The organism is Streptomyces sp. ITFR-6, assembly GCF_031844725.1.
GTDB lineage: Bacteria > Actinomycetota > Actinomycetes > Streptomycetales > Streptomycetaceae > Streptomyces.
In genome coordinates, this window is sequence record NZ_CP134612.1 from 3,329,184 (window position 1) to 3,354,286 (window position 25,103).

Sequence of the window (25,103 nt, forward strand, 5' to 3'; positions counted from 1 at the left end):
CACCCCCGGCGGTCACCGCTGACGTCGCGAACCTGCCGGACTCCGGCCGCGTGCGCTTGTGAACGGAGCGAACAGCCGCTCCACCGAGCACAGGACGGCCCCGTCGTGCCCACCGAACTCATCACCCCCACCAGCAGCACCCCACGCCACACGTCCTCACGCGGCTGGTGGGCCGTGTCCGCCGTGACTCTGGCCCTCTTCGCCATCGTCACCACGGAGATCCTGCCGATCGGTCTCCTCACCCCGGTCGGTGCCGAGTTCGGCGTCACGGACGGCACGGCGGGCCTGATGATGACGATGCCCGGCCTTCCTCGCCGCCGTCGCCGCCCCGACGGTGACCCTCGCGACGGCGCGCGTCGACCGCAGGCTGATGCTCTGCGCCCTGGTCCTGCTGCTCGCGGTGGCCAACTTCCTCACCGCCGCCGCGACGGCCTACTGGCTCGTGCTGGTCGCCCGAGTGCTGGTCGCCCGAGTGCTCGTCGGCATCACCATCGGCGGCTTCTGGTCGATCGGCGTCGGGCTCGCCGCCCGGCTGGCCGGCCCCGCGTCGGCCGGGCGGGCGACGGCGGTCATCTTCGCGGCCGTACCCCTCGGTTCGGTCCTCGGCGTCCCCGCCAGCACGTTCATCGGTGATCTGGCGGGCTGGCGCACCGCGTTCGCGTCGATGGGGCTGCTGAGCACCGGCGCGCTGACCCTGCTGCTCCTGACGCTCCCCGCCCTGCCCCCGGCCGAGGTCACCCGCCCCTCGGTGCTCCGCGCCCTGCTGCGTGGCACGGGCACCCTGTACGCGCTGCTGATGACGTTCCTCATCGTCATCGCGCATTTCGCTACGTACACCTACGTGACCCCCTTTCTCCGACAGACCACCGGCACCGATCCGGCGCGGATCACCGGGTACTTGCTGCTCTACGGCGTCGCCGGGGTGGCCGGCAACTTCATCGGGGGCGCACTGGTCACGCGCGCCCCCCGCCTCGCCTTCGGGACGGCCGCCGCCACGATCGCCACCGCGACCGCCCTGCTCCCCGTCCTGGGCCGCACCGACGCGGGCGCCCTCGCCCTGCTCATCGTCTGGGGACTCGGCTACGGCGCGGTCCCGGTCTGCCCCCCAGACCTGGTTCGCCCGCGCGACCCCACAGCACCCGAGGCCGCCACGGTCCTGTTCACCGCGTCCTTCCAGGTAACACTCGCCGCCGGCGCGCTCACCGGCGGCGCGATCGTCGACCACACCTCGCTCCGGGCGGTCATGTGGTGCGGGGCGAGGGGGGTGGTGCTCGCGGCGGGCGCGAGGCGCGCGGAGCCGCGTACGCCGGGCCGTTGACGACGCGGGTACGTCCGCCGGTTCAGCAGCGGTCCGGGGCGGATTCGACGAGGACGAACCAGACCGTCTTGGCGTTCCGTACCCGCCCGCCGCGCGTCGTGGTCCCCCACCGGTCCGTCAGGCTCTCCACGATGACGAGCCCGCGCCCGCTCTCCGCGTGCGGCGCGACGCCCGGCCTCGGGAGCCGGCCGGGCTCGTCGTCCGTCACGTAGACCATGACCTGCCGCCGGTTCACCGTCACATCGACCCGGATGCGCGCGGACCGCGTATGGCAGTGCGCGTTGGGCACCACCTCGCTCACGCACAACCGGGCGTCGTCGACCAGACCGGGATGCTCGGTGGCCCGCAGCAGCGTGCCTACGAAGTCCCGCGCGACCCGGGGCGCGGTGGGGCTGTTCGGCGCGACGAGCCGGTATCGCTCGCCGCGCTGCGGGAGGTACGGGGCGGGCGGGGGCGGAACGGTTACGGGGGTCATGGCGCGGTCTCCCTACGGGTGCGGGTCTCCGGTACGTCGCCGGACCGTTCCGGTGAACCGTGGCATCGGCCGGGTCCCGGGCAAGGTGAACTCGCTTACGGGTGGCTGCACTTCGGAGCACCGAACCGTTTCCGGTCGATATGCCAGGACACTAGGGCGCAACATTGGGACGGCGTAACAATGGGACGGGCGTAGCACCCATACGAGTGGACCAGCGGCACAGTGGCGCGGCACACTCGTACCCGCACGAAGGGGAGGGCCGATGCCACCAAGGAGCTACCCGACCGCCAGGCAGAAGCGATTGGGCGCGGAGCTTCGCAAGCTGCGCGAGCGCGCCGGAATGTCCGGGAGCGAGGCCGCCGCGTTCCTGGGCGGCGAGCGCGCACAGATCAGCCACATCGAATCCGGTCGCTACGGCGTGAGCGACCAGCGTGTCCGTCGCCTCGCCGCTCATTACTCGGCCGGTACGAAACATCTGGTGGACGCACTCGCGAGTATGGCCGAGGAGCGCACCAAGGGCTGGTGGGAGGAGTACCGGGGGATACTCTCGCCCGGATTCCTGGATTTGGCCGAGCTGGAGCATCACGCCATATACATCCGCACTATTCAGATGCTCTATGTACCCGGCGTGTTCCAGACGGAGGCATACGCGAGAGCGCTCATTCAGGGCGGTCTTGCCGACCTCCCGGCCTCGGAACTGAACACGCGCGTCGAGCACCGAACCAGGCGACGCGAGATCTTCGACCGCCCCCAGCCCACCCCGTTCGAAGCGTTCATCCACGAGGCCGCACTCCGTATGCGGTACTGCGACGCCGACACGATGCGCGAGCAGCTGGATTTTCTGCGCACGGTTTCCACTTGGCCATCCGTGACCGTCCGCATCATCCCGTTCTCCGCGCAGATCACCAGTTCGGTGCACTCGATGCTGTACGCCGGAGCCACTATTCCGGCACTCGACACAGTCCAGATCGACAGCTCGTTCAACTCGGGCTTCCTGGACGCCGAGGCCCAAGTCGCCAAGTATCGCGCACTGCTCGAATCCGTCGGGTCGATCGCCCTCGGCCCGAAGGAATCAGACCAATTCATCCAACGCGTCGCAAAGGAAATGTGAGCCAACGGGCATGACAGAGGCAATCAACTGGCAGAAATCCTCTTTCTCGGGACCGGACGACAACCAGAGCTGCATCGAACTTGCGCCCGTGGACGGCGCGATCAAGATGCGCGAGAGCGATGACCCCGACCTGGTCGTCACGACGAGCGTCGCCAAGCTCCGCGCCTTCGTCCTGGGCGTCAAGGCCGGCGAGTTCGACCACCTGATCTGACCAACATGGCCGAGCGCCCTCCGCCTGAACGCCAGGTGGAGGGTGTTTCGCATGAACCGGCACAACTTTGGGACGTCCCACTGTTGCACCCCGCGCGTCGGTGACGCTACGGTCACCGTACGTCGCCACCTCGGCCGAGCGCACCGCTCACCCGTACTGGGGCGACGCCGTAACTTCCTCTGCTTTCAGACTAGTTGAGGGCCACACTCAACTTCCGCGCGCCCACACGCTGTGATCGGACGGTCGACCATGCGTACGTCACCCCGCCCCACCTCCGTGGAGGCCCGCGTCCAACATGGCTTCCGGTTCGAAGTGCTTCGGTACGGGCCCGCGACCGGCTTCGTCCCGGAACCGGTCGACCCGCGCGTCCTGCCCGGCCCCCGCGAGGCGATCCGCGCCATCCGCCTCCAGCTCCGCGCGCGCCACGTCCTCGGGCTCACCCCCCGCGAGGCGGCGCGGGCGCTCTACTGAGCGGACCAGGGCGGCTGGGTACAGGCGCTCGGCGCGCTCCATCGCGGCGAGCCGTGCGGGTTCACGCTGCTGCTCCGCAAGGGGCGCCACATCGAGTGGCACGTGCGCCCCCTGCTGCACCTGACGCTCACGCCCTCGGCGTCTCCGCCGAGGGCGCACTGATCCGGGGTCAGCCAGGCTCGCGCGTGAGGGCTCTCCACCTCAAAGCCCTTCTGCGGCACCCGTCAGCGGGAAGCTTCCGTCGCCTGCGGGTCTCCCTGTTCGGCCACGCGGCGGTATTCGGCGTTGATGCGCCGGGCCTCTTCGAGCTGGTCTTCGAGGATCACGATGCGGCAGGCGTCTTCGATCTTCGTGCCCTGGTCGACGAGTTCACGGGCTCGGGCGGCGATGCGCAGCTGGTAGCGGGAGTACCGGCGGTGACCACCGTCCGACCGCAGAGGGGTGATCAGCCGGTTCTCGCCGAGGGCACGGAGGAAGGCGGGGGCAGCGCCGAGCATCTCGGCGGCTCGGCCCATGGTGTAGGCGGGGTAGTCGTCATCGTCGAGGTTGTCGGTGGGACGGGGACTGCGAGGGGGCATAGCACCTCATCTTTCGGGGACATGATCGAGGGGCCCGAGCGCCTTGCGGCACCCGGGCCCCGAGCTTTCAACACCATCTACCGGCTGACTGCGCCGGCCTTCTTGTTCCGCTTGTCCGCCTGGGAGGGCAGAGGTGCGGAGATCGCATCTGCGTGACCGGGGACCACCTTCCGTTCCGGGGTCTGCGGTACCCGAGCGGCGCTTCTTCTCACCCGGGCGATCCTGATGGCGTCGGCTCCTTACCTCGTACGAACATCGGCCGTTCCTGCGGTCGCTGCGGGTGCTGCTCGCGACCCCTGGGGTCGCTCGGCCCGGCTGCCAGCGAGGGAGCCCACCACTTCCGGCTCCGCCACTCCACCGCCGTTCCGCACCCTGTTGCGGTCCTGCACACGGCAGTTCGTGTCTGCCGTGCCGTCTTTGCCGTCCTGGTTACGAGGAAAACACTACCCACGCCACCAACCAGATGTCTACTCTCGTCATGACAGTTTTTCTTCGTTGCACAGTCTGCATCTTCTTGCTGTGTCCATGTGAGGGAACTTGCTCCACTGTGGGTGTGAAGTCCGATGGGCCGGGCATGGGCACCTCTCAGCCGTAAAACCGACGCAGTGGGGTGATCGCGTATGAACGGCACGGCGACGACCAGCGCGGCAGCGCCCGCAGCCCTGGTCATCGAGGACGACAGCCCATCCGGCGTGGCTCGCGCCCGCGATGCCACCCGCACCTTCGCGCGCGGGCTCGACCCGGCGCTGGAAGCCGAAGCGGCGGAGACTCTCACCCTGGTGGTGTCCGAACTCGCCACCAACGCGGTGCGCCACGGGGGCGGCAGCTACACCCTCCGACTCGACGCCACCGCCGAGTCGGTGCACGTGGCGGTCAGCGACCCCAGCGCCTCGCCACCGCGCGAACGCGCCCCGGACCTGAGCGGTGGCACGGGGGGCTTCGGCTGGCACATGATCCGCCGTCTCACCGACTCCCTGACCACTGCCCCCGGCCCGGGTCAGGGCAAGACCATCTACGCCCGCCTGAACCGACGCCACGCCGAGGAGGGCGGCGCCGCCACCGCCCAGCTGTCCTGGTGATGCGCGGCCGCTGCCATCCGGCCGACGCGACGGCGACGAGGAAGGCCGGGCGTGAGCCACGTACGGGGACGAGCCCTGCGGGGGTTCACGCTGCTGCTCCGCAGGGGGCGCCACGCCGAGTGGCACCTACGCGCCCTGCTCCACCTGCCGCTCACGCCCTCGGCGCCACCACTCAGTGCGCGATGCCGTCGATCAGCTCACGCGCGCCCTGACGCAGCAGGCTGACGGCGACGGACGTGCCGAGGGTGGCCGGGTCGAGGGGACCCGCCCACTCGTGGGCGTTGAGGACGGTCTTGCCATCGGGGGTGAACACCCCCGCCCGGAGGGAGAGTTCGCCACTGCTTTGGACCTGGGCGTATCCGGCAATCGGGCTGTTGCAGTGCCCTTGCAGGACATGCAGAAGCATCCGCTCGGCGGTCGTCTCGCGATGAGTACTGGCGTCACCCAGCTCGCTGATCACGTCGATCAGGGCCGTGTCGTCCTCGCGGCACTGGAGAGCCAGGACCCCCGCACCGATCGGCGGACACATCAGCTCGGGCGGCAGCACCTCGGTGATCACGTCGGTACGGCCGATGCGTTCGAGCCCGGAGAGCGCCAGCAGCAGCGCATCGGCCTCCCCGGCGGGGGGCTTCTCCAGGCGGCGGTTGGCGTTGCCCCGCATCGGTACGCAGTCCAGGTGCGGGTGCGAGGCGGCCAGCTGGGCGATGCGCCGGACCGACGAGGTGCCGACGCGGGTGCCGGCCGGGAGCTCGTCGAGGCGGAGGCCCTCCGGGTGGATGAGCGCGTCCCGGATGTCGTCCCGGGCGAGGAACGCGGCGAAGACCGTACCGGCGGGCAGCGGCCGGTCGGCGGGGATGTCCTTCACGCAGTGCACCGCGAGATCCGTCTTGCCCGCGAGGAGCGCCTGGTCGACCTCCTTCGTGAACGCGTCCTTCCCCTCGACCGCCGCGAGGTCGCCCATCTACTTGTCGCCGGTCGTCCTGACCGGGACGACCTCGGTGGCGGTGTCCGGGTACCGGGCGGCCAGCAGCGCGCAGACGCGCTCCACCTGGGCGAGGGCCATGGGCGAATCGCGGGAGACGATGCGGATCGGATTCAGTTCAGAGGCGGGTATAGCGCCCACGATAGACCTCGGTCCGGGGTGTGGGGCGTCAGGCCACCGGGTCCATCTCAGCTATGTGGCAAGCGGATTGAGGGCATCGGGCAGCTGTGCCAGAACGTGATCGACGCGCCGCCTCTGCTGGGGTCATCGGGATCGCAGACGGTCGATGAAGTCGGCCACGCCCTCCACCTGTCGGTAGGGCTTGAACGCCGGGGCCAGTTCACGGACGAGGGTGACGCACCGCTCGGCGCCGATCCTGGTGGCGAGGTCCAGCGATTCGGTGGTGACGGCCAGGGCCTGTTCGATGTCGTTGGCCCGGAGGAAACCCTTGGCCTGGTAGGTCAGGAAGATGCCGCGTGTCTTGTCCCTGGCCCTGGGCAGCAGGGCCATGCCCTCGGTCATCTTGGTACGGGCCTCCTCCGCCCGGCCGAGGTCGAGCAGACACTGCCCCGAATCCACCGCCAGGTCCGCCGGACTCATCCACGCGCACCATCCCGGCGCGGGATCGGTGGTCCGCACCGACAACTCGGTCTCGGCCGAGGACAGGTCCCGGTAGCACGCGGTCCGCCGGCCGAGGGCGGCGTAGGCCCTGGCCCGCCGCACGAACAGCAGTGACCGGGCGGTGGGGTGTCTGGTGCCCGAGATCGCATGGCCGAGCTGGTCCACGGAGACGTCCGGCTTGCCGAGCCAGTTCGACTGGTAGGCGAAGTCGGAGAGCACCCCGGCGCCGAAGTCGCGGTCGCCTGCGGCGTGCGAGGAGTGCAGGGCCGCGGTCCAGAGCTTGCCTGCCGCGTAGTGCTTACCCTGGTCGAAGCGGTACCAGCCGCAGGTGGTGGACAGTGCCGCGGCCAGGGAGTGCAGGCGTCTACCGGTCCGTTCGGTGCACCGGCCGCCGTCGATCAGATCGGTGACCGTGGCAAGGTGGGCATCCGCCAACTTGATGGTGTGCTGACGCTGTTCGGTCGGTAAGGCCGTCAGCTTCGCGCTGGTGCCCTCCAGCCAGTCGATGAGTTCGGTATCGACAGCCGTCCGCCCGCTGAGTGCGGCGGTGAGGCGGTCCGTCTCGATCGTGGCCCACTGGGCGGCGAGGCCGGCCAGCGCAGCCGCGCTGTAGGTCATGAAGCTGCGGCGGTCCATGGCGGCTTTCTGTGCGTCTCGAAGTACGTGAACCGTGTGCGCCGTCCCGAGCGGCATAGGGAGATCCCGGCCGGGCAGCCAGTCGGGCCAGCCGCACAACTCCAGTTCCTTCACGGGGACGCCGAAAGCTTCGGCTATCAGGACCTGCGAGTCGGGGCCGGGCTTCTTGCGTCCGTTCTCCCACCGGCTGACGGCTGTCTTGTCGGTACCGGAACGGAGTCCGTGTCTGCGGGCGACCCGGTCGAGTTGCGCGGCCAAGTCACTCTGCGACCACCCGCGCAGTTCGCGGGCGTAGGCGAGGGGGTGCCGGATCGGGTCGTCCACGCGTCAATTCCATCATCGACAGTGACCGCAAGCGTACTGCGAGCGAGGGCTGGACAACCCCGGGACTACAGATTGCGGCTGTCCGGGGCACTTCCTTTCGGCTGTACTCAACACACGCCGACAAGTTCCCGCACGAAGTGGAAGGAGTCTGTCCATGAAACGACGAGCCGCAGCCACCGGCCTCGGACCCACGCCGATCGAGGACCACCCGCTGGGCCTGCTCACAGCGGGCAAAGGGATGAAGGAGACCCCGATGTTGATCGCTGTCCAGCCGTGGGGCGTCAAGCGCCTGGCCCCTTACCCCACCACCGTGCGGTACCCGTTCACCCGGACCGAGGTCGATCCCGAGACGCAGACGACGCGCTACTTCGACGCGGTGGGCCTGACCGTCGACATGACGGCCGGGCACGGCACCAGTCAGTCGACGTCCTCACCGACCTCGACCGGTGCCGACGGCGGGGGCTCGCAGCCGCCCGCCCCCGCAGACTCGGACGCCCTTGAAGACCACGTACCGGACTGACATGACCGACTCGCCGGTTCTCGTCATCACCGCACTCGGTGACGTCACAGCGGATCTGGTGCTGAGTGAGCTGTACGGCCGAGGCGTCCCGGCCGTACGGCTCGACCCCGCCGTCGACTTCCCCGAGCACGCACGCATGAGCGTCCGGGGCGGGGAGGCCCCGTTCACGGGGGACTTGAGCACAGCTTCCAGAAACGTCGGGCTGTCCGCTGTCCGCTCGGTCCACTGGCGGCGTCCCACGCCCTACGGCGACCCGCGGCAGAGCGAGTCGCTCCAACGGCGTTTCGCCCTCGAACAGTCACGCGCCGGATACACGGGGATGCTGACCGCGCTCCCCGAGGTGCCGCACGTCGACCACCCCATCCGCAACCGCGCCGCCGACCACAAGCTCGCCCAGCTCGGCACGGCCGAACGCCTCGGCTTCTCCGTACCCGAGACCCTGATCACGAACGTGCCCCGGGACGCCCGCGCGTTCGCGGCCGAGCACGGGACCGTGATCTACAAACCGGTTCATGGCGTGCACCTCACAGGGGAGGACGGCCGCAACCGGACCATCTGGGTTCGCCCTGTCCACGCCGACGAGCTCGACGACTCGATCGGCCTATGTCCCCACCTGTTCCAAGTCTGTGTTCCGAAGATCGCGGACATCCGGCTCGCCGCTGTCGGTGACAAGTTGTTCGCCACACGGATCGACACCGCCGGCGATCACTTGGACTGGCGGCAGGACCAGCGTCTGATCACCTGCTCGCCCGTACCGGTCCCGTGCCAGGTCCGTGAAGCCGTCGGACGCTTCCTCCGTGCGTTCGGGCTCACGTTCGGCGCGTTCGACTTCGCCCTCGACGAGAGCGGCCGATGGTGGTTCCTCGAATGCAATCCGAACGGTCAGTGGGCATTCGTCGACGAGCCCACGATCCGAGCCATCGCGAGCGCACTCGCTGACATCCTCCAGAAGGGCGCACCCGCATGACACCCGAGCAATCCGCAGCCCTGCGCTGTCGCCTCGTCCAACAGGTCGTCGGCGAGGGCCTGCTGCACAACCCGGACGTGCTCCGCGCGGCCCGGACCGTACCGCGCGAGACGTTCCTCGGTCGCGCGGTCTACCTGCCGAGCGACCCGCCGGGCGTCACCGTGTGGACGCCGACTCGGCGCGCCGACGTCCCGGCCGAGGAGTGGCTGCGCCTCACCTACCGGAACACGACGTGGGTCACGCAGATCGATGGCGTACTCGCGGAGGACGCCGCCGCGCCGATCACCGGCGGCACGCCGACATCGTCCTCGACCCTCCCCGGGCTGATCCTGTGGATGATCGAGCAGGCCCGAGTCTCGGCCGGCGACCGGGTCCTGATCATCGGCGCCGGTACGGGGCTGTCGACCGCGTACGTGTGCGAGATCGCGGGCGGGGGCCGCACCACCGCGATCGAGGCCGACCCCGCCGTCACCGAGCGCGCCCGCGGGGCCCTTGCAGAGGCCGGGTACGCACCGACCCTGATCACGGGCGACGGTCTGCGCGGACACGCCGACCGGGCCCCGTACGACGTCGTCCTCGCGTTCTGCTCCATGCGCCATGTCCCGTACGGCCTGCTTCGGCAGATCGAGGACGGGGGCACCCTGCTCGTCACCCTGGCCGGATGGGGGTTCGGGCACGGACTGGTGCTCCTCACCGCCGGCGGCGAGGGCGGAGCAGCAGGCCGGTTCCTGCCCGGGTACACCTCGTTCATGATGGCCCGCACACATGACCGGCCCCCGCACGGACCCGTCGAACTGCTGCCGGGTGAACAGCGGCGGAGCAGAATCGACCCCGCCCTGCTCGACGACTGGAACGGCCGATACGTCGCCCAGCTCGCCACGCCATCGGCCGAACGGCTCGGCGCGGGACACGAGCAGATCCTGCTCGACGTCGCCACGGGCTCGCAGGCGCGGACCCAGGCGGCCGAGGGCGGCGACGGGTGGACCGTGATCCAGCGTGGCCCGCTCAAGCTGTGGGACGCCGTCGAGGACTCGGTCGCCCTCTGGCAGGCCCATGGTTCGCCGCACCTCTCCGAGTTCGGTATGACGATCACTCCCCGCGCCCAGCAGGTGTGGCTGGGGTCTCCGGACGGTCCCGGCTGGACGCTGCCCGTCTAGGCAGTTCTCGAAGACCCCAGCCCGCCCGCTCAGGCCTTCGGGGCCACCTTGGAGAGGCCGTTGATGATGCGGTCCATCGCGTCGCCGCCCGTCGGGTCGGTGAGGTTGGCGAGCATCTTGAGGGTGAACTTCATCAGCAGCGGGTGCGTCAGGCCGCGCTGGGTGGCGACCTTCATGACCTTCGGGTTGCCGATCAGCTTCACGAAGGCGCGGCCCATCGTGTAGTAGCCGCCGTAGGTCTCCTTGAGCACCTTCGGGTAGTTGTTCAGGGCCAGTTCGCGCTGGGCCGGGGTCGCGCGGGCGTGGGCCTGGACGATGACGTCGGCCGCGATCTGGCCCGACTCCATGGCGTACGCGATGCCTTCGCCGTTGAACGGGTTGACCATGCCGCCCGCGTCACCGACGAGCAGGAGGCCCTTGGTGTAGTGCGGCTGACGGTTGAAGGCCATCGGGAGGGCGGCGCCGCGGATCGGCATCGTCATGTTGTCCGGGGTGTAGCCCCAGTCCTCCGGCATCGACGCGCACCACGCCTTGAGGACCTCGCGCCAGTCCAGCTCCTTGAAGGCGGCGGAGGAGTTGAGGATGCCGAGGCCTACGTTGGAGGTGCCGTCGCCTTCCGAACGAAGGCACCCGGGCCACGGCTCCGCCTTCACTGAACCGCCAAGGCAACGTGCCTCGGAGGAAACTTGCAACACCCCAGGCTTTTGGAACCCGGCGCAACCCCCAGCAACGCTCGCCGGCCCCGAACCTTCCTGCAAGGACGAACCCTAGTGAACCGACCATCAGGCGAACAGGGCGCCGTCACCGAAGAACCGAGGTTGGTGCGGGTTCTGCTTATTCTACGAGGTCCGGAGCTACAAGAACTTGACAGAATCTTTGAGAAATCGAAATAGCTTTTGGAGAATAGTCGCCGACTTACGCCAATCGATTTCCTCAAAAAGACTCGCCTTTGTCACCCCCGCCTCCCCCTCCGGATTATGCGCGGGCGACAAATGGTCCACGGCGATCAGTACGCTAATTCGACCTATGGAAACACCCAAAATCCGAGCAGCCTCACGTTGCGACACCCAATCATCTACGGAAACGTTCGGGACATTTAGCAGGCCCTTCGGGTACCCCTCGCCGACAGCCACCCACCACACCTTCCTCGGTACACCTGTTTAATGGAATCTGCGGAATAGTCAACACCTAATCGATTCAACCCCTCCGACCGTCGAGAAAAAAGACTCGAGGTGCGGAAAAGGAAAACTTTTCCGCACCCCAGATATCTCAACTAGAAAGCGTAATCCCTTATTACCCGAAGGGACACCCTCAGCGCCTCGCGAGGAATCTGTAGTCTCCCCACACCGGCCAGAGGGGTTCCGGCCTTTGGCCCGAAGGTGAGACACCCTCCTGGCCCTCTACCGCAGAGAGCGCCTGCCGCAATCCCCTTGACCTCAGAAACTGCCGTTCTCTTGATAAATTTCGCCCCACCATCAGCCCGCTCGTCAGGGGTGGACACCACCATGTGCGCACCTAGACCGGCTACAAACACTGCCCCAGCACCGACCAAAAACATCCCACCGCCGCACACTACACTCGCAATACAGGCGGCAGTACCAATGGCGGCGATAGCCGTGATCCCAATATCTACGAGCTTGTGATTTCGCCAGCCGGAATCTCCTAGGCTATTGTCCCAGGCAGCGCGGAAATTACCTTTCTTAATATTTCCCCATATGCCATCCTTTTTGCGACGCTCGGCATCCGCTCTGGCATGAGCTGCCGCCTGCGCCTGTTCCGTGGCCGCAGCCACCTTATTTGCATTGTAGTGGTAGACCTTGTAGCTGCTCGGGTTTGCTACGTATGCCTGGTAGCGGGGGCTGAACCAGGACTTGGGTGTCTGGTGCCAGACCCACTTTCCGCTCTTGTAGGTGTACCCCGCGTTCATTCCACGGTCGGCCGCCCAGCGGTCGTCGTTGTACGAAGCGCCGCCGGCCGGGCCGTCCGGGCGGAGGCCGTCCGGGTCGGACTTGGTGAGGGGGCTGTTGTGGGCGTAGCTGTAGGCGTTCATCTGGGCCGGGTCAGCGGTGTCGATGATGGGGTCGACGCCGAGGAAGCGGCCGAGGGTGGGGTCGTATTCGCGGGCGCCGAGGTGGGTGAGGCCGGTGGGGTCGTTGGGTCCGCCGACGAAGCCGCGGGTCCCGAAGGCCGTTGACTGCTGGGATCTGAGCTGACCGAAGGGGAGTTGTTTCCTTCGGGTGATGGCGAGGGGTCCGACAGCGAAGGCGCTCATCGCGGTTCCCTGGTGGTCGCTGATGAGGTAGGAGATGGTTCCGCCGGTGCGGACCGCGACGGTTTCCCCGTTGTGCGTGTAGAAGCGGGTACCGGTATATCGGGTCGTACCCGCATGTCCGCGTCGAGGGCGGTGGTCGGGCGGTGGTCTCGCAGGCTGGGGGCGTGCTGCTGGTCGAGACGGTCCGTAGGGGCTTGCCCGGGACTCCAGGAACTTGCATAAGCCCGCACCCGGATTTGCCTGACAGATCGGGGTACTGACGCTGGAGCAAGTGCCTGAGATCAACGAGAGCACATCACGCTGACAAGAATGAATAACGCGTAAAACGGCCCTTTAGCCTTGATCATTCGTGAGTCCCCGTCAGTTCGCTGATGATTGCTTGGCGTTGGGGTGGTGCAGTCTTTTCGGGTGCGGGGCGGGCCGAGGGCCCGACGGTCGCGTCGGGTGTGCGCCGGGTTCCACTTTCCCGGGTGGTGGTGCGGGTTGTCGGGACGGTCGGGCCAGCTGGTCAGCCGGGGTTCGGGAGGGCTTGGAGCCGGTCGATCGCGTGGGAGATGACCTCGGTCCAGGGCCATCTGGCGGTGAAGCGGAGCCGGCGGCGGCGGCCGGTGTGGATGAGCTGCGCGGCGGCGGAGAACAGGCGGAGCCGGAGTCGTTTGGGTTCCCAGCGCCGGGCGTCGCCGGTCAGGGCGAGCATCGGCATCCAGGCCAGCAGGTCGAGGGCGATGGAGATGATCTCCAGCCAGATCCGGTTCTGTGCGGTGTCGTGCGGGGGCAGGTTGCGCAGGCCGGTGTCGCGGGCGTTTCGGATCCGGTCCTCGCAGCGGGCCCGCCTTCGGTGGCGGAGTTCAAGGTCGGCGAGCTGGCCGCCTTTGGTGTTGGTCGCGAAGCAGGTCAACCGCAGTCCGTCGAGGTCGGTGGAGCGCAACTGGGCGCCGGGGTGAGGCCGTTCCTTGCGGACGATCAGCCGCATCCCCCTCGGCCAGCTGGTCAGGTCGGGCATGTCGGTGATCTCCGCGACCCAGGCGCCGGGCCGCTCCGTGCCGCCGGAGTCGTAGGCCGGCGTCCACGCCTCCTTCGGGATCTTCAGCACCGCCTGGTGGATGGCGTCGGTGATGGTCATGCCGACGGAATACGACAGCCACCGGCCCCGGCGGGTCAGCCAGTCGAGGAAGGCGTGAGTGCCGCTCGGCGGAGTCGGTGCGGATCAGTGTCTGGCGTCCGCGCCGCAGGTTCCTGGGCAGTTGGGCCAGGGCGAGTTGGGTGGTTTCGATGTGATCGCTCGCGGTGTTGGAGCCCGCATTGCCGGGCCGCAGCAGTGCGGCCATGGGCTCTCCGGCCCCGGCCTGGCCGTGGTCGACGAACGCGACGAGGGGGTGATGACCGAAGGTCTTCTTCCAGGTCGCGGTGGCGTCCTGCTTCTCGGAGTGCGCCAGGACCAGCACTCCGTCGATGTCCACGATCACGCTGCCGTCGGCGGCCGGACCGTTGCCCCCGGCCAACTCCCGGACTCCGCAGCGCACTTCCGCTCGGGCCGTGCGGATCGCGGTGAGCGCCTTGGGCCCGGCCGCGGCCAGGGTATCGATGAGGCGAGAGACGGTGGGATCGGAGGCCACCGGGCCGAACACGTCGGGCTCGGCCCTCAGCATGGCGACATCGGCCAGGCAGTCCCCGCCGAGTGCGACGGCCAGGGCCACATCCAGAAGGATCTTGCCCGGATCGTGCACCGCCCGCGGCTTGCTCCACGACGCCAACGCCGCCGATATCGCCTCATCCAGCCCGGACTTGCGGACCGTCTCCACCAACAGCACCGCCCCGGCCTGCGAGACCACCGAGCGGCCACCGCCCTCGACGCGGACAGGCGGATAGGACCCGATAGTCTTCTTCACTTGAGAAGTGCCTCCGGCGATGGCAGGAACAAGGACCTCGACAATCCTCATTCTTGCTGGTCAGAGGCACTTCTCGCTTACGCGGTCACCCATCGGACAGCCCGGTTCATGAAAGCGCGAGGCTAGAGAGGCTGGTGATCCAGCGGTGGCCGCGGTCCCAGTCGCCGCGGCCACCGTCGATCGCCTTCTGCATGGTGCGGCCGAGGCCCAGGGTGTGGTCCGCCTCGTGGAAGTCACGGAAGACTGGAGTCGTGGCGCGCAATGTCTCAACGCGGAACCCTGCTTGTTCGGCGAGGCTGCGTCCGATGGTCGCGTTGTGGACCGCTTCTTCAGTGGTGTAGCGGGTGAAGGCGCGGCTTGTCTCAAGATCCTCAGCGTCGACGATCAAGGTGTCCCAGTCAGGTTCGACAAGGCCGATCCGGGCATCCGGCCGGGTCGCGAGGTAGACCTGTGCAAGAACCTCCGAGGGTTCGGCAACATGCATGAGGACTCGATCGATCTTGGCTCGGTCCACGGTCCCCGCTCGACAGGGAGGTCGTGCGCGTCGCCTTGGCGAATGCCCACGCCCAGGCCGTCCGTGCGCTCGCGGGCCCGGGTGAGCATGGCTTCGTCATGGTCGACGCCGATCACGGTTCCACTGGCACCGACACGTTCCGCCAACGCCGGTAGATCGGTGCCGGGGCCGCATCCCAGGTCCAGGGCGGTCTGGCCCGACTGGATGTCCAACAGGTCAAGTAGCTGCTGCTTGTACGTGCGGGCGGCATCGCTGGCCGCGCCTCGCAGCATGTAGGAAGCCTGGTCAGGTCGGGACCGGACCCACCAAGAGCTGATGACATGCGGTCCAGTCAAGTATGCGCACGCCTGCCTCCGCCCTCGCAGTGCTGTCGAGCACGAGCTCACGTGGAGGACGTGACCGGGGCCCGCAAGCCGAGCCATTGCTCGGCGTCCCAGGCCTCGAACCGCTCGACCTCGGTGAACCCCAGCTTCGCCGCGAGACGCATGGAGGCGTAGTTGGCGCTCTGCGTGGTGAGAACCACCGGCTCGCCGGGAAGGACGCCGTCGAGCCAGCCGAGTGCCGCTGCGCACGCCTCGGCCGCATACCCGAATCCCCACGCCTGAGGCAGGAAGAGATAGCCGAGATCGACCTTCCCCGCGGCAGCCGGGCGACGGTGCCCTGTTGCTCTCCTGAGCAGGATGTGGCCGATCATCGACCCGTCGAGCTCAACGACGAAACTCCCGGGCCACCGCTCGGGCACCTTGGGTATCTCACGCTCAAGTGCGTCACTGGGGCGGGGGCCGCCGAGGTAGGTATGCACCTCTGGCGACGCGAGCAGCTCGATGAACACCGGACGGTCACGGGCCCGGGCTCACGGAGCACAAGCCTCTCGGTCTTGATCGGGGCAGGCGGCCAGGCAAGATCATTTATGCCGACCACTCAATCAGCAGACTCGGCAGCGATCAATGGCCTCACCAACTCGTCGGCCCTCCTGGGACGAGCGCGGTCACCGTCTAAGGACTGCGCCGCCCGCCAGGATAAGGACGATACCGGCGAAGAACCGCTAGCGGTCGTCGTGATCGGGCAGCTGGTGCACGATCTTGCTTGCCGCAGGCAGCCTCCTCCAGGCTGTCAGATTGTCTCAGACAGCTCTGCGAGCCAGGCACCAGCGCTCAGCGGCCACGGTGGATCAACTTCCATACCCAGCTCAGCGAGTGCCAGCACATAGTCGGACTCTCCCAGCGGGAGCGCGAGTAGATCACGCAATTCGCCGGCCAACTGCGCGAGCAGGCCCGGGTCAGTCTCGTTCGTGTAGTCCTGGAGCGCCAGATCATGGTCACCGAACTCGTCCACCATGTCCTGCGAGAACCAGCCGCCGAGAAGCTGCCCCAGCTCGGGGAACCGGGCATGCCATTCCCAGTGGGTGCGGGGGGTCGCGGGCCTCGGGGCCGCTCCGTTGTCGACGCTCTGGCTCAGGCGGTCGGCAAGGGTGAGCAGCCAGACTTGAATCTCCGAGTCAGGAAGCCCCACGTCCGGCACCGGGTAGAACTCCCCCAGGCGCAGCCGCAGTCGTCCCGGGGGAGTCCGAGCGTATTCGCGCAGTTGGTACGCGGCTGTTGCGATAGCCCATGGGCGAGTCCGCCAACTGTGCCGGAGATAGGCCTCCAGAGCTTCCTCGTCATCCGGCGTGCGGCCCAGATGGGCCCGGACTACTTGGTCCAACTCGCCGAACTTCCGGTCGTGTTCAATCGGGCTGAGCGACACGGCGCCCCTAGAGATAGATCGGAAAGGTGGAGTGGACGCTGAATCCGTGCGGACTCTCATCATTCCTCTTGAGCGTGACCCTGGCAGCCCGCACGTCCACGGGGCCTCTGCCTGCAAGCATCATCGCCTGCAATACGACGCGCCCGACGGGTTCCGCACGTGAGGGCCAGGCCGCCTCGACCGTGAGCCGCCGACGGGTGGACTGGGCCAGCCACCGATGGATCAACTGCTCGTTACGTGTGATCACCTGTTGCGTGGCCCACTGGGCCGTTACTCGGTCGGGGTAACTTGCGGCACGGTTCTGCCGAATGGTCACGAGTGCTCTCGCTGCATGTGGTCGTTGACAGTGTCGATGATCTCGTGAAGCCGTTCCCGGGTCGCCCATGAGAGATGCTTCTTCATCCCGTCCGGCCCGGGGAAGATAACGAGGGCGCGCTGCGCCTCAGTGGTGTAGGAAACCGCCCGTTCGGTGCAGTACGGATGCTCATCCGTCACGGACGAACGAATAAGATCCACGAAATCACGATCCCCCTCATCTGTGAGGATGGCACCGAATCCGAACAGGTAAGGGAATGTTTGCAGGAATTCTCTCGACCCCATTGCCAGATCCCCGTACTCCGGAGCACCCTGCCGATCGGCCATACGCACCAGTTCCGCCAAGGTGCCCAGGTACTCCGCCGGATCCATATCACCTGCTACGCGCTGCACCTTTCTTCTAAATTCTGACGGATGCGAGTCCAACATTCCGAGCCGTTCGAGAGAGTCCGAAACAGCATCCAAGACTCCGGACGAAGAATACACCGAGCAATTCCAGTTAGCCACCCAATCGTAACGGATCAAGCGAATGTAGCGTCGAAGTTCTTCGTCGAGAGAAAGCTTTCCATTAGACTCCTGGACCGCGACAGCAATTTCGAGAAGTCTTGACACGGGCCCATCGGAAAGCAATGACGGCGGAAAGATTTGCAAAGGATCAACCTTCCTCAAGGGGCCGCATGCGGCATGGCTGTCAGGACAATAAAGGGCGGCTCCAGCCCTTCCTTGTAGATGAGTCGAACCTGAACCCAATCCCTTTCCTCTGCCGATGCGCTCATTCCGTTCGCATCGTATTCCGCACGCGAAACCGTGCGCCCGACCGATTGCCCGGAAAACTCCAGGTAGAGTGGCGGCTGTATCTCGGATCTGTTCGGGTTGTACCCGGGCCTGTCTCTGACCTTTTTCTCGACGCTATCGATCCAGGCTGCGATCCTGTTCTCGTTGGCGTCATCACGCAAGACATCTTGGGTGTATTTTTGGGCTGACGACAGGTCTGTGAAGGACGACGCATCCGGAACGTTCGGCTGGTCACGCAGGCGCATTATCATTTGGTCGTCAGCCAGTCCCACATGTTTATCGATGGGATGACTCCCGAACATCCCTTCCTGGGCCGCAAGGTCCATCGGATAGTACATATCGTCTGGATCCTGACCCGGAACAGAAAAATGGTGCTCCGGTTTGAACTCGTTCAGTGAGCGGGCTCCGAAGGCCTGGGACCGCGCCTCCTCCGAATGGTAGGTAGGCGCACTACGGTACGCTTCGTCCAGTGCAGGAATAAGCCTGTTGAGATCACTCGTCAAGCCCAGTAATTCACCTTCATATAATGAGACTGCTGCATTGATTGCCCCGGTATCAATTTTGAGGGTGATTCCGATACCGAGCTCACGCCCCAACCCAAGAATTCCTTTTCCGATCTTCTTTACGTCGTTCATGTCGAGGCCGTCCGCGATGTCGGGCAGCGCGTCCCAGACTGCCTCACGGTAGACGCGTGCCACTTCCCTTCCCATCTTCTCGCCGGCTTCTGCGTACGCCCGCATGATCTGACTGACTTCCTGGGTGGTGTCCCACAGCACGGACATGACGGGATGGCTGCCGGCTCCCTGCCCTCCCGCGCTGTCGTGCTTCCACTCATAGCCCGCGGTCGACGTCCCCCATGCAGTGGTGCCCCACAGAGAGCTGGCGAACTGCCGCATCGCCGCCTGCCATTCGCCGTTGTTGGGGTCTGATATGGACCCGATGGTCCAGGTCAGCGTGCTCTCAATCTGGGTGATGGCAAATCCCGGCTTGAGCCAGGCCAGCGCTATCTTGTCCAGCTGCAAGTAGTCTGGCAGCGGCAGGATGTCGCCTGCCTTGCCCCACCTGTAAACGTTGTCAAACAGGTCACGGACGATGTCCATCGCCCAGTCGGGAACGCCCTCCAACAGCCAGGAGATGAGCCCCGAGCTGTAGTCGTCCATGTCGCCCCACTTCGGATCAGGGATCCGCTGGTACCTCGGCGGCGTGTCGATCACCTGAGGCAGGGGGAACTGAACCGGCGGGGCATTACCCGACGGATGACTCGCGGCCTCCGCCATGGAGTAGTTGTTGGCTGTGGTGACGAAGCCGACTGCGACGCCGCCGACGCCGGTCACGGTCTTTGCCCAGACATCGAGGAAGCGATTGCCCACCTTGACGTAGGCGGTCGACACCATCTCCGCAGCTGTCCCGTACCCGCCGCAGTCCATGAACTCGACCAAGTCGTACACCAGGTCGTTGGCCGCCTTGTGCAGCATGCCCTGCTGTAAGGCCACGCTCTTCGCGACTGTGTTGAGTTCCGAAGGCTCGACGTCAAATCCGAGACTAGAGCCGGAGGTGCTGGGTGGCCGGGTCAAGGTCTCGCTCCCCAGCCGCGAAGTACGGCTCGATGCGCCGCGCCGTAGTTCGACTGCCCGGTCGACACGACTTCGTGCAGCCACTTCTGGGCAGCCTGGAGGTCCTGCATCTCTTGGTCCCACCGGTCGAGTTCGTCCACAAAGCTGCTGCGCGCCTGTCCCTCCCAGCTCAGGACTGCCTTCTCGACCCGTGCGTACAGCTCGTCGAGCCGAGCGTTGAGCTGTCGCAAAACGTCCTCCAGCTCTTCCGACAGACTCTGGAGCGTCGCGAAATGAACACCTATATAGTCATCACCCATCAGGGCCGCCCGTCCATATGTCGGCGATGCTGCTAGGTGGCGCCGCCGAACCCGCTCTCAAGCCCTCCGCCTGGAGCTTCTCGGCCTCCGCTGCTACATCCACAGCACTCTGCACCCGACTGAAGCTGCGCAGCTTTTCCAACTCGTCTTCGGTGAAACCGTCTCGGCTCATGCGTATGGCTTGCTCAAGCACCGCGAGAATGCCTCGTATTCGTACGGCGTCCTCGGCGGCTCCACGATGGAGGGCCCGGTATGCCTTCCCGGTCCTACCCTGCCAGCCGGCCTCCACCTGGTCGACGATGCCGTCCATGCGCCGCACCTGTTTGTCCAGATATTCGCGCATGACCCCCATATCCTTGGCCAACTGTGTCAAGTCGTCCTCAGAAAAGGCCAGATCATCATTGATGTTCACGTCCCCCCTCTCGCCCCTCTGATCAACGTACCAAGAGCCCCCTGCATCTCGCTGACGTGGACCGGGACTGTAAAACGTTCGGTGTAACTCCCGATCATGGAAGATGCATCGATGACCAGCAACAACGTGACCGAGGCCGAGACTGTCGAGCCGTCTGAGCCGGTGCCGCCGAAGTCTGTGGATGACCGGCTGATCGACGAGCTCGTGGGCCGGGCTCAGGCCGAGGGCCTGCAGCTGACCGGCGAGGGCGGGCTGCTCCAGCAGCTGACGAAGCGACTCCTGGAGTCCGCTCTCGAGGGTGAGATCACCGACCACCTCGGCTATGACAAGCACGATCCTGCCGGGAAGAACGGCGGCAACAGCCGCAACGGGACCCGAGCCAAGACCGTGCTGACCGACGTCGGCCCGGTGGAGATAACCGTGCCCCGCGACCGCGAGGGTTCCTTCGAGCCGAAGATCGTCAAGAAGCGCCAGAAGCGCCTTTCCGGCGTCGACGAGATGGTCATCTCGCTCGCCGTGAAGGGCCTGACGACCGGTGAGGTCCAGGCCCACCTGTCCGAGGTCTATGGCGCCGAGGTGTCCCGTCAGACGATCTCCACGATCACCGACAAGGTCCTCGAAGGCATGGCCGAATGGCAGAACCGGCCCCTGGACTCAGTCCATCCGGTGGTCTTCATCGACGCTATCCACGTGAAGATCCGCGACGGCGCCGTGGCGAACCGGCCCATCTACGCTGCCCTGGCCGTCACGGCCGAGGGCCGGCGGGACATCCTCGGGCTGTGGGCCGGCGACGGCGGCGAGGGTGCCAAGCACTGGATGCACATCCTCACCGAGATCAAGAACCGCGGAGTGAACGACGTCCTCATGCCCGTCCGCGACGGGCTCAAGGGCCTGCCCGAGGCAGTCGAGGCCGTCTGGCCCCGCACCACCGTCCAGACCTGCGTGGTCCACCTGCTGCGGAACTCCTTCCGCTATGCAGCCCGCCAGGACCGGGACAAGATCGCCAAGGTACTCAAGCCCGTCTACACCGCGGCGACCGAGGAGGCCGCACTCGAGCGGTTCGCGGAGTTCGCCGACACGTGGGGCAAGAAGTATCCAGCGATCGTCCGGCTCTGGGAGAACGCCTGGGAGGAGTTCACTCCCTTCCTCCGCTTCGACACCGAGATCCGACGCATCGTCTGCACCACCAACGCGATCGAGTCCGTGAACGCGCGGATCCGACGGGCGGTGAAAGCCCGCGGCCACTTCCCGAACGAGCAGGCCGCCCTGAAGTGCGTCTACATGGCGATCATGTCGCTGGACCCGACCGGCAAGGGCCAGGCCCGCTGGACCATGCGCTGGAAGACAGCCTTGAACGCCTTCGACATCACCTTCGACGGCCGACTCTCCGCAGCACGCCAGTAACCCTCAACAACCCGAGTTACACCGCTCGTTTGACAGACCCCATCGGTGACGGCGCCTGGGCCAACTACGAGATGGTCGCTCCCGGCGACGTCAACGGCGACGGCAAGGTCGACATGGTCGCCAGACAGAAGTCGGACGGACGGCTCCGTCTCTACACCGGCGCCGGGCCGGCCGGAGAGGGACTGGGCCACACGACCGTCGACCTCAAGGCCAGCGGCTGGGACGCCAAGACGCATCCGTTGATCACGTCAGAGGGTGACAGCAACGGGGACGGCAAACCCGACCTCTTCGTCGCCAGCCACGACACCGACAAGGGCCTCTACTTCTACCCCTCCATCACTCCCACCGGCATCGGCACACCCACCGTGGTCGGCGCCACGGGCTGGCTCAACTTCCAAGCACTGAGCTGAACCAGCCTGACAACGACCTGTGGGCCGCGCCTTCTCGGTGCGGCCCACGGTCTCGTCCGGTTCCTCGCGAGCCGGAAGCTCAGGGCTGTCCCGTGCATTCCTCCGAGCTCGGCAACCCCGCCCCGTCAGGCCTTCGGGGCCACCTTGGAGAGGCCGTTGATGATGCGGTCCATCGCGTCGCCGCCCGTCGGGTCGGTGAGGTTGGCGAGCATCTTGAGGGTGAACTTCATCAGCAGCGGGTGCGTCAGGCCGCGCTGGGTGGCGACCTTCATGACCTTCGGGTTGCCGATCAGCTTCACGAAGGCGCGGCCCATCGTGTAGTAGCCGCCGTAGGTCTCCTTGAGCACCTTCGGGTAGTTGTTCAGGGCCAGTTCGCGCTGGGCCGGGGTCGCTCGGGCGTGGGCCTGGACGATGACGTCGGCCGCGATCTGGCCCGACTCCATGGCGTACGCGATGCCTTCGCCGTTGAACGGGTTGACCATGCCGCCCGCGTCACCGACGAGCAGGAGGCCCTTGGTGTAGTGCGGCTGACGGTTGAAGGCCATCGGGAGGGCGGCGCCGCGGATCGGCATCGTCATGTTGTCCGGGGTGTAGCCCCAGTCCTCCGGCATCGACGCGCACCACGCCTTGAGGACCTCGCGCCAGTCCAGCTCCTTGAAGGCGGCGGAGGAGTTGAGGATGCCGAGGCCTACGTTGGAGGTGCCGTCGCCCATGCCGAAGATCCAGCCGTAGCCGGGCAGCAGGCGGTCCTCGGTGCCCCGGCGGTCCCAGAGTTCCAGCCAGGACTCCAGGTAGTCGTCGTCGTGGCGGGGCGAGGTGAAGTACGTACGGACCGCGACGCCCATCGGGCGGTCCTCGCGGCGGTGCAGGCCCATCGCGAGGGAGAGGCGGGTGGAGTTGCCGTCGGCGGCGACGACGAGCGGGGCGTGGAAGGTGACCGGGGTCTTCTCCTCGCCGAGCTTCGCGTGTACGCCGGTGATCCGGCCGGTGCGGGGGTCGGTGATCGGGGCGCCGACGTTGCAGCGCTCGTACAGCCGGGCGCCGCCCTTCTGCGCCTGGCGGGCCAGCTGCTCGTCGAAGTCGTCGCGCTTGCGGACCAGCCCGTAGTCCGGGTAGGAGGCCAGGTCCGGCCAGTCCAGCTGGAGCCGGACGCCGCCGCCGATGATGCGCAGGCCCTTGTTCCGGAGCCAGCCGGCCTCTTCGGAGATGTCGATGCCCATGGAGACGAGCTGCTTGGTGGCGCGCGGGGTGAGGCCGTCGCCGCAGACCTTCTCGCGGGGGAAGGCGGTCTTCTCCAGGAGGAGGACGTCCAGGCCCGCCTTGGCGAGGTAGTAGGCGGTCGTGGAGCCGGCTGGGCCTGCCCCGACGACGATCACATCCGCGCTGTGTTCGGACAGGGGCTCGGTCACGGTCGGATCTCCCGAAGACTCGAAATCGCGTGCCGCGCGGCACATGTCCCGTGCAGTCTATGGGGGCCCTCCGGTCAACCTCCCGAAGGGCTCCCTCATGTCGACCGCGCCCGGCGCCCCGGCGCCGGGGGCCGTCAGGCGCGCACGCCCCGGTGCAGCGCGACCACGCCGCCCGTGAGGTTGCGCCAGGCGACGTCCGACCAGCCGGCCCGCTGGAGCTTCGCCGCGAGCCCGGCCTGGTCGGGCCAGGCGCGGATCGACTCGGCGAGGTAGACGTACGCGTCGGGGTTGGACGACACCGCGCGCGCGACCGGCGGCAGCGCCCGCATCAGGTACTCGGTGTAGACGGTCCGGAACGGCGTCCAGACCGGCTGGGAGAACTCGCAGATGACGACCCGGCCGCCCGGCTTCGTCACCCGGTACAGCTCGCTCAGCGCCGCGTCCGTGTCCTGGACGTTGCGCAGCCCGAAGGAGATGGTGACCGCGTCGAACGTCTCGTCCCGGAACGGCAGCCGCGTCGCGTCGCCCGCCGTGAACGGGAGCCAGGAGTTGCGCTTCTTGCCCTCCTGGAGCATGCCGATGGAGAAGTCGCACGGCACGACGTACGCCCCGGTCGCGGCGAACGGCAGCGAGGACGTCGCGGTTCCGGCGGCCAGGTCGAGGACCTTCTCCGCTGGGCGGGCGTGGACCGCCTTGGCGACCTCCTTGCGCCACAGCCGGGCCTGGCCGAGCGAGAGCACGTCGTTGGTCAGGTCGTAGTTCGCCGCCACGTCGTCGAACATCGAGGCGACTTCGTGCGGCTGCTTGTCCAGGGAGGCTCGGGTCACGTCTCCCATTCAAGCAGTCCGCCCGTGGAGCGAGGGGGCGGGCCCGCCGTCGGGAGACCGGGGGCTCGGGGCGGCAGCGCGGTGTCCGGCATGTGTCCGGCACGGCGGGCGCCCCGTACCCGGCCCGGCAATGCCTCGCCCCTCTTCGCACCGTCCTGTCCGGGATTCGGACACGAGTTTGGATTCGGCTTCAACCTTTCCGAACCGTGCGCTCTCAGTAACAGGGGAGAGACCACCGACGGACCGTGAAGGGGGCCGGATGAGCGCGGGGCCCAGCCGGGACGCCGGCGACAGCTTCGAGGAGTTCGCGCGGGCGAGCCAGCGCCGGCTGTACCGCACCGCGTACCTGCTGTGCGGCGACGCGGAGGCGGCCCGTGATCTGACCCAGACGACGCTGGCCAAGCTGTTCCAGCACTGGCACCGGGTGAGCGCCGCCGACCATCCGGACGCCTACGCCAGGACCGTGCTGACCCGCACCTACATCGCCGAGCGCCGCAGGCGGCTGCGCGACTTCCGTGCCCATACGCCGATCGCCGCGCACGCACCGGCGGTCGGACCCGAACTGACGGTCACCCTGCTGGCCGCGTTGGCCGAACTGCCGCCCCGCGCACGGGCGATGGTCGTACTGCGCTACTGGGAGGACCTGAGCGTGGAGACCGTGGCCGAACTGCTGCGGTGCAGCCCGTCCACCGTGAAGAGCCAGTGTTCGCGCGCGCTCGCCACCCTGCGTACGCGGCTGGGCGACGCACACCTCTACACCACCCGAAGCTGAGGAGAACCGTCGTGG

Annotated in this window: 24 protein-coding genes and 5 pseudogenes; 11 read left to right on the top strand and 18 right to left on the bottom strand. The window is 67.2% G+C overall.

Features of this window, described 5'->3' with window-relative positions; genetic code table 11:
• The first annotated feature begins 334 nt into the window (after window positions 1-334).
• Window positions 335-1,318, top strand: coding sequence for an MFS transporter (locus tag RLT59_RS14925; RefSeq protein WP_399125448.1), 984 nt, complete (start codon window positions 335-337; stop codon window positions 1,316-1,318).
• Window positions 1,319-1,340: 22 nt separating this feature from the next.
• On the opposite strand, the gene RLT59_RS14930 is transcribed toward RLT59_RS14925, so the two are convergent.
• The gene (locus tag RLT59_RS14930; protein ID WP_311303848.1) at window positions 1,341-1,793 is read right to left on the bottom strand and encodes an ATP-binding protein; all 453 of its coding nucleotides are present in this window, start codon (window positions 1,791-1,793) and stop codon (window positions 1,341-1,343) included.
• A gap of 262 nt (window positions 1,794-2,055) precedes the next feature.
• Here RLT59_RS14930 and RLT59_RS14935 point away from each other — a divergent pair, with 262 nt between their 5' ends.
• From RLT59_RS14935 to RLT59_RS14945, 3 genes are all read left to right on the top strand, one after another.
• Window positions 2,056-2,904, top strand: coding sequence for a helix-turn-helix domain-containing protein (locus tag RLT59_RS14935; RefSeq protein WP_311303849.1), 849 nt, complete (start codon window positions 2,056-2,058; stop codon window positions 2,902-2,904).
• A 10-nt stretch (window positions 2,905-2,914) separates the two neighbouring features.
• Window positions 2,915-3,115 carry a DUF397 domain-containing protein gene (locus RLT59_RS14940; RefSeq protein WP_311303850.1) on the top strand — a complete coding sequence of 67 codons (201 nt, stop codon included), beginning with the start codon at window positions 2,915-2,917 and terminating at the stop codon, window positions 3,113-3,115.
• Between the two features lie 249 nt (window positions 3,116-3,364).
• The gene (locus RLT59_RS14945; RefSeq protein WP_311303851.1) at window positions 3,365-3,586 is read left to right on the top strand and encodes a hypothetical protein; all 222 of its coding nucleotides are present in this window, start codon (window positions 3,365-3,367) and stop codon (window positions 3,584-3,586) included.
• A 224-nt stretch (window positions 3,587-3,810) separates the two neighbouring features.
• Here RLT59_RS14945 and RLT59_RS14950 read toward each other — a convergent pair whose 3' ends face one another.
• A complete protein-coding gene (locus RLT59_RS14950; RefSeq protein ID WP_311303852.1) occupies window positions 3,811-4,164 on the bottom strand; it encodes a MerR family transcriptional regulator in 354 nt (117 codons plus the stop codon).
• 620 nt (window positions 4,165-4,784) lie between these two features.
• Here RLT59_RS14950 and RLT59_RS14955 point away from each other — a divergent pair.
• Window positions 4,785-5,243 carry an ATP-binding protein gene (locus RLT59_RS14955; RefSeq protein ID WP_311303853.1) on the top strand — a complete coding sequence of 153 codons (459 nt, stop codon included), beginning with the start codon at window positions 4,785-4,787 and terminating at the stop codon, window positions 5,241-5,243.
• A gap of 172 nt (window positions 5,244-5,415) precedes the next feature.
• Here the strand turns inward: RLT59_RS14955 and hemC are convergent.
• Both hemC and RLT59_RS14965 read right to left on the bottom strand, forming a co-directional pair.
• Window positions 5,416-6,357: pseudogene (gene hemC, locus RLT59_RS14960) on the bottom strand (hydroxymethylbilane synthase).
• Between the two features lie 132 nt (window positions 6,358-6,489).
• Window positions 6,490-7,806 carry a helix-turn-helix transcriptional regulator gene (locus tag RLT59_RS14965; protein WP_311303854.1) on the bottom strand — a complete coding sequence of 439 codons (1,317 nt, stop codon included), beginning with the start codon at window positions 7,804-7,806 and terminating at the stop codon, window positions 6,490-6,492.
• Window positions 7,807-7,960: 154 nt separating this feature from the next.
• On the opposite strand from RLT59_RS14965, the gene tgmA reads away from it, so the two are divergent.
• From tgmA to RLT59_RS14980, 3 genes are read left to right on the top strand one after another with little or no spacing between them, the layout of a single operon-like run.
• Window positions 7,961-8,326 (top strand): putative ATP-grasp-modified RiPP, encoded by a 366-nt coding sequence (tgmA, locus tag RLT59_RS14970; RefSeq protein WP_311303855.1) that lies wholly within the window; start codon window positions 7,961-7,963, stop codon window positions 8,324-8,326.
• 1 nt (window position 8,327) lies between these two features.
• Window positions 8,328-9,293 (top strand): ATP-grasp ribosomal peptide maturase, encoded by a 966-nt coding sequence (tgmB, locus tag RLT59_RS14975; protein WP_311303856.1) that lies wholly within the window; start codon window positions 8,328-8,330, stop codon window positions 9,291-9,293.
• Window positions 9,290-10,450 carry a methyltransferase domain-containing protein gene (locus RLT59_RS14980; RefSeq protein ID WP_311303857.1) on the top strand — a complete coding sequence of 387 codons (1,161 nt, stop codon included), beginning with the start codon at window positions 9,290-9,292 and terminating at the stop codon, window positions 10,448-10,450. Before tgmB ends, RLT59_RS14980 begins: the two co-directional genes overlap by 4 nt.
• Before the next feature lie 29 nt (window positions 10,451-10,479).
• On the opposite strand, the pseudogene RLT59_RS14985 reads toward RLT59_RS14980, so the two are convergent.
• The 12 genes and pseudogenes from RLT59_RS14985 to RLT59_RS15040 all read right to left on the bottom strand — a co-directional run.
• Window positions 10,480-11,067, bottom strand: a pseudogene (locus RLT59_RS14985) (FAD-dependent oxidoreductase); the annotation flags it as partial.
• A gap of 656 nt (window positions 11,068-11,723) precedes the next feature.
• Complete coding sequence (locus RLT59_RS14990) at window positions 11,724-12,722, bottom strand: RHS repeat-associated core domain-containing protein (RefSeq protein ID WP_311303858.1); 999 nt, start codon at window positions 12,720-12,722, stop codon at window positions 11,724-11,726.
• Window positions 12,723-13,230: 508 nt separating this feature from the next.
• Window positions 13,231-14,611, bottom strand: a pseudogene (locus RLT59_RS14995) (IS1380 family transposase).
• Between the two features lie 106 nt (window positions 14,612-14,717).
• Window positions 14,718-15,125 carry a methyltransferase domain-containing protein gene (locus tag RLT59_RS15000; protein WP_311307999.1) on the bottom strand — a complete coding sequence of 136 codons (408 nt, stop codon included), beginning with the start codon at window positions 15,123-15,125 and terminating at the stop codon, window positions 14,718-14,720.
• Window positions 15,125-15,547 (bottom strand): annotated as a pseudogene (locus tag RLT59_RS15005) (methyltransferase domain-containing protein); the annotation flags it as partial. The pseudogene RLT59_RS15005 and the gene RLT59_RS15000, both read right to left, overlap by 1 nt.
• Window positions 15,508-16,046, bottom strand: a pseudogene (locus RLT59_RS15010) (GNAT family N-acetyltransferase). The pseudogenes RLT59_RS15010 and RLT59_RS15005, both read right to left, overlap by 40 nt.
• A 192-nt stretch (window positions 16,047-16,238) precedes the next feature.
• Complete coding sequence (locus RLT59_RS15015) at window positions 16,239-16,871, bottom strand: contact-dependent growth inhibition system immunity protein (protein WP_311303859.1); 633 nt, start codon at window positions 16,869-16,871, stop codon at window positions 16,239-16,241.
• 7 nt (window positions 16,872-16,878) lie between these two features.
• Window positions 16,879-17,187, bottom strand: coding sequence for an RNase A-like domain-containing protein (locus tag RLT59_RS15020; protein ID WP_311303860.1), 309 nt, complete (start codon window positions 17,185-17,187; stop codon window positions 16,879-16,881).
• Complete coding sequence (locus tag RLT59_RS15025; RefSeq protein ID WP_311303861.1) at window positions 17,184-17,798, bottom strand: hypothetical protein; 615 nt, start codon at window positions 17,796-17,798, stop codon at window positions 17,184-17,186. The genes RLT59_RS15020 and RLT59_RS15025 overlap by 4 nt, the downstream gene beginning before the upstream one ends.
• 53 nt (window positions 17,799-17,851) lie before the next feature.
• Complete coding sequence (locus tag RLT59_RS15030; protein ID WP_311303862.1) at window positions 17,852-19,555, bottom strand: RNase A-like domain-containing protein; 1,704 nt, start codon at window positions 19,553-19,555, stop codon at window positions 17,852-17,854.
• The gene (locus tag RLT59_RS15035) at window positions 19,552-19,854 is read right to left on the bottom strand and encodes a WXG100 family type VII secretion target (protein ID WP_311303863.1); all 303 of its coding nucleotides are present in this window, start codon (window positions 19,852-19,854) and stop codon (window positions 19,552-19,554) included. The genes RLT59_RS15030 and RLT59_RS15035 overlap by 4 nt, the downstream gene beginning before the upstream one ends.
• Window positions 19,847-20,266 (bottom strand): WXG100 family type VII secretion target, encoded by a 420-nt coding sequence (locus RLT59_RS15040; protein ID WP_311303864.1) that lies wholly within the window; start codon window positions 20,264-20,266, stop codon window positions 19,847-19,849. Before RLT59_RS15040 ends, RLT59_RS15035 begins: the two co-directional genes overlap by 8 nt.
• 111 nt (window positions 20,267-20,377) lie before the next feature.
• Between RLT59_RS15040 and RLT59_RS15045 the strand changes: the two genes are divergently transcribed.
• Entirely contained in the window at window positions 20,378-21,670 is a 1,293-nt protein-coding gene (locus RLT59_RS15045; RefSeq protein WP_311303865.1) for an IS256 family transposase, read from the top strand.
• 29 nt (window positions 21,671-21,699) lie between these two features.
• Complete coding sequence (locus tag RLT59_RS15050) at window positions 21,700-22,080, top strand: FG-GAP repeat domain-containing protein (RefSeq protein ID WP_311303866.1); 381 nt, start codon at window positions 21,700-21,702, stop codon at window positions 22,078-22,080.
• Window positions 22,081-22,205: 125 nt separating this feature from the next.
• Here RLT59_RS15050 and RLT59_RS15055 read toward each other — a convergent pair whose 3' ends face one another.
• On the bottom strand, window positions 22,206-23,489 hold the full coding sequence (locus RLT59_RS15055) for a geranylgeranyl reductase family protein (protein WP_311303867.1): 1,284 nt from the start codon (window positions 23,487-23,489) through the stop codon (window positions 22,206-22,208).
• A gap of 134 nt (window positions 23,490-23,623) precedes the next feature.
• Entirely contained in the window at window positions 23,624-24,316 is a 693-nt protein-coding gene (locus RLT59_RS15060) for a demethylmenaquinone methyltransferase (protein ID WP_073733152.1), read from the bottom strand.
• A 259-nt stretch (window positions 24,317-24,575) separates the two neighbouring features.
• Here RLT59_RS15060 and RLT59_RS15065 point away from each other — a divergent pair, with 259 nt between their 5' ends.
• Window positions 24,576-25,088, top strand: a complete 513-nt coding sequence (locus tag RLT59_RS15065; RefSeq protein WP_311303868.1) for a SigE family RNA polymerase sigma factor — start codon at window positions 24,576-24,578, stop codon at window positions 25,086-25,088.
• Window positions 25,089-25,103: the final 15 nt, after the last annotated feature.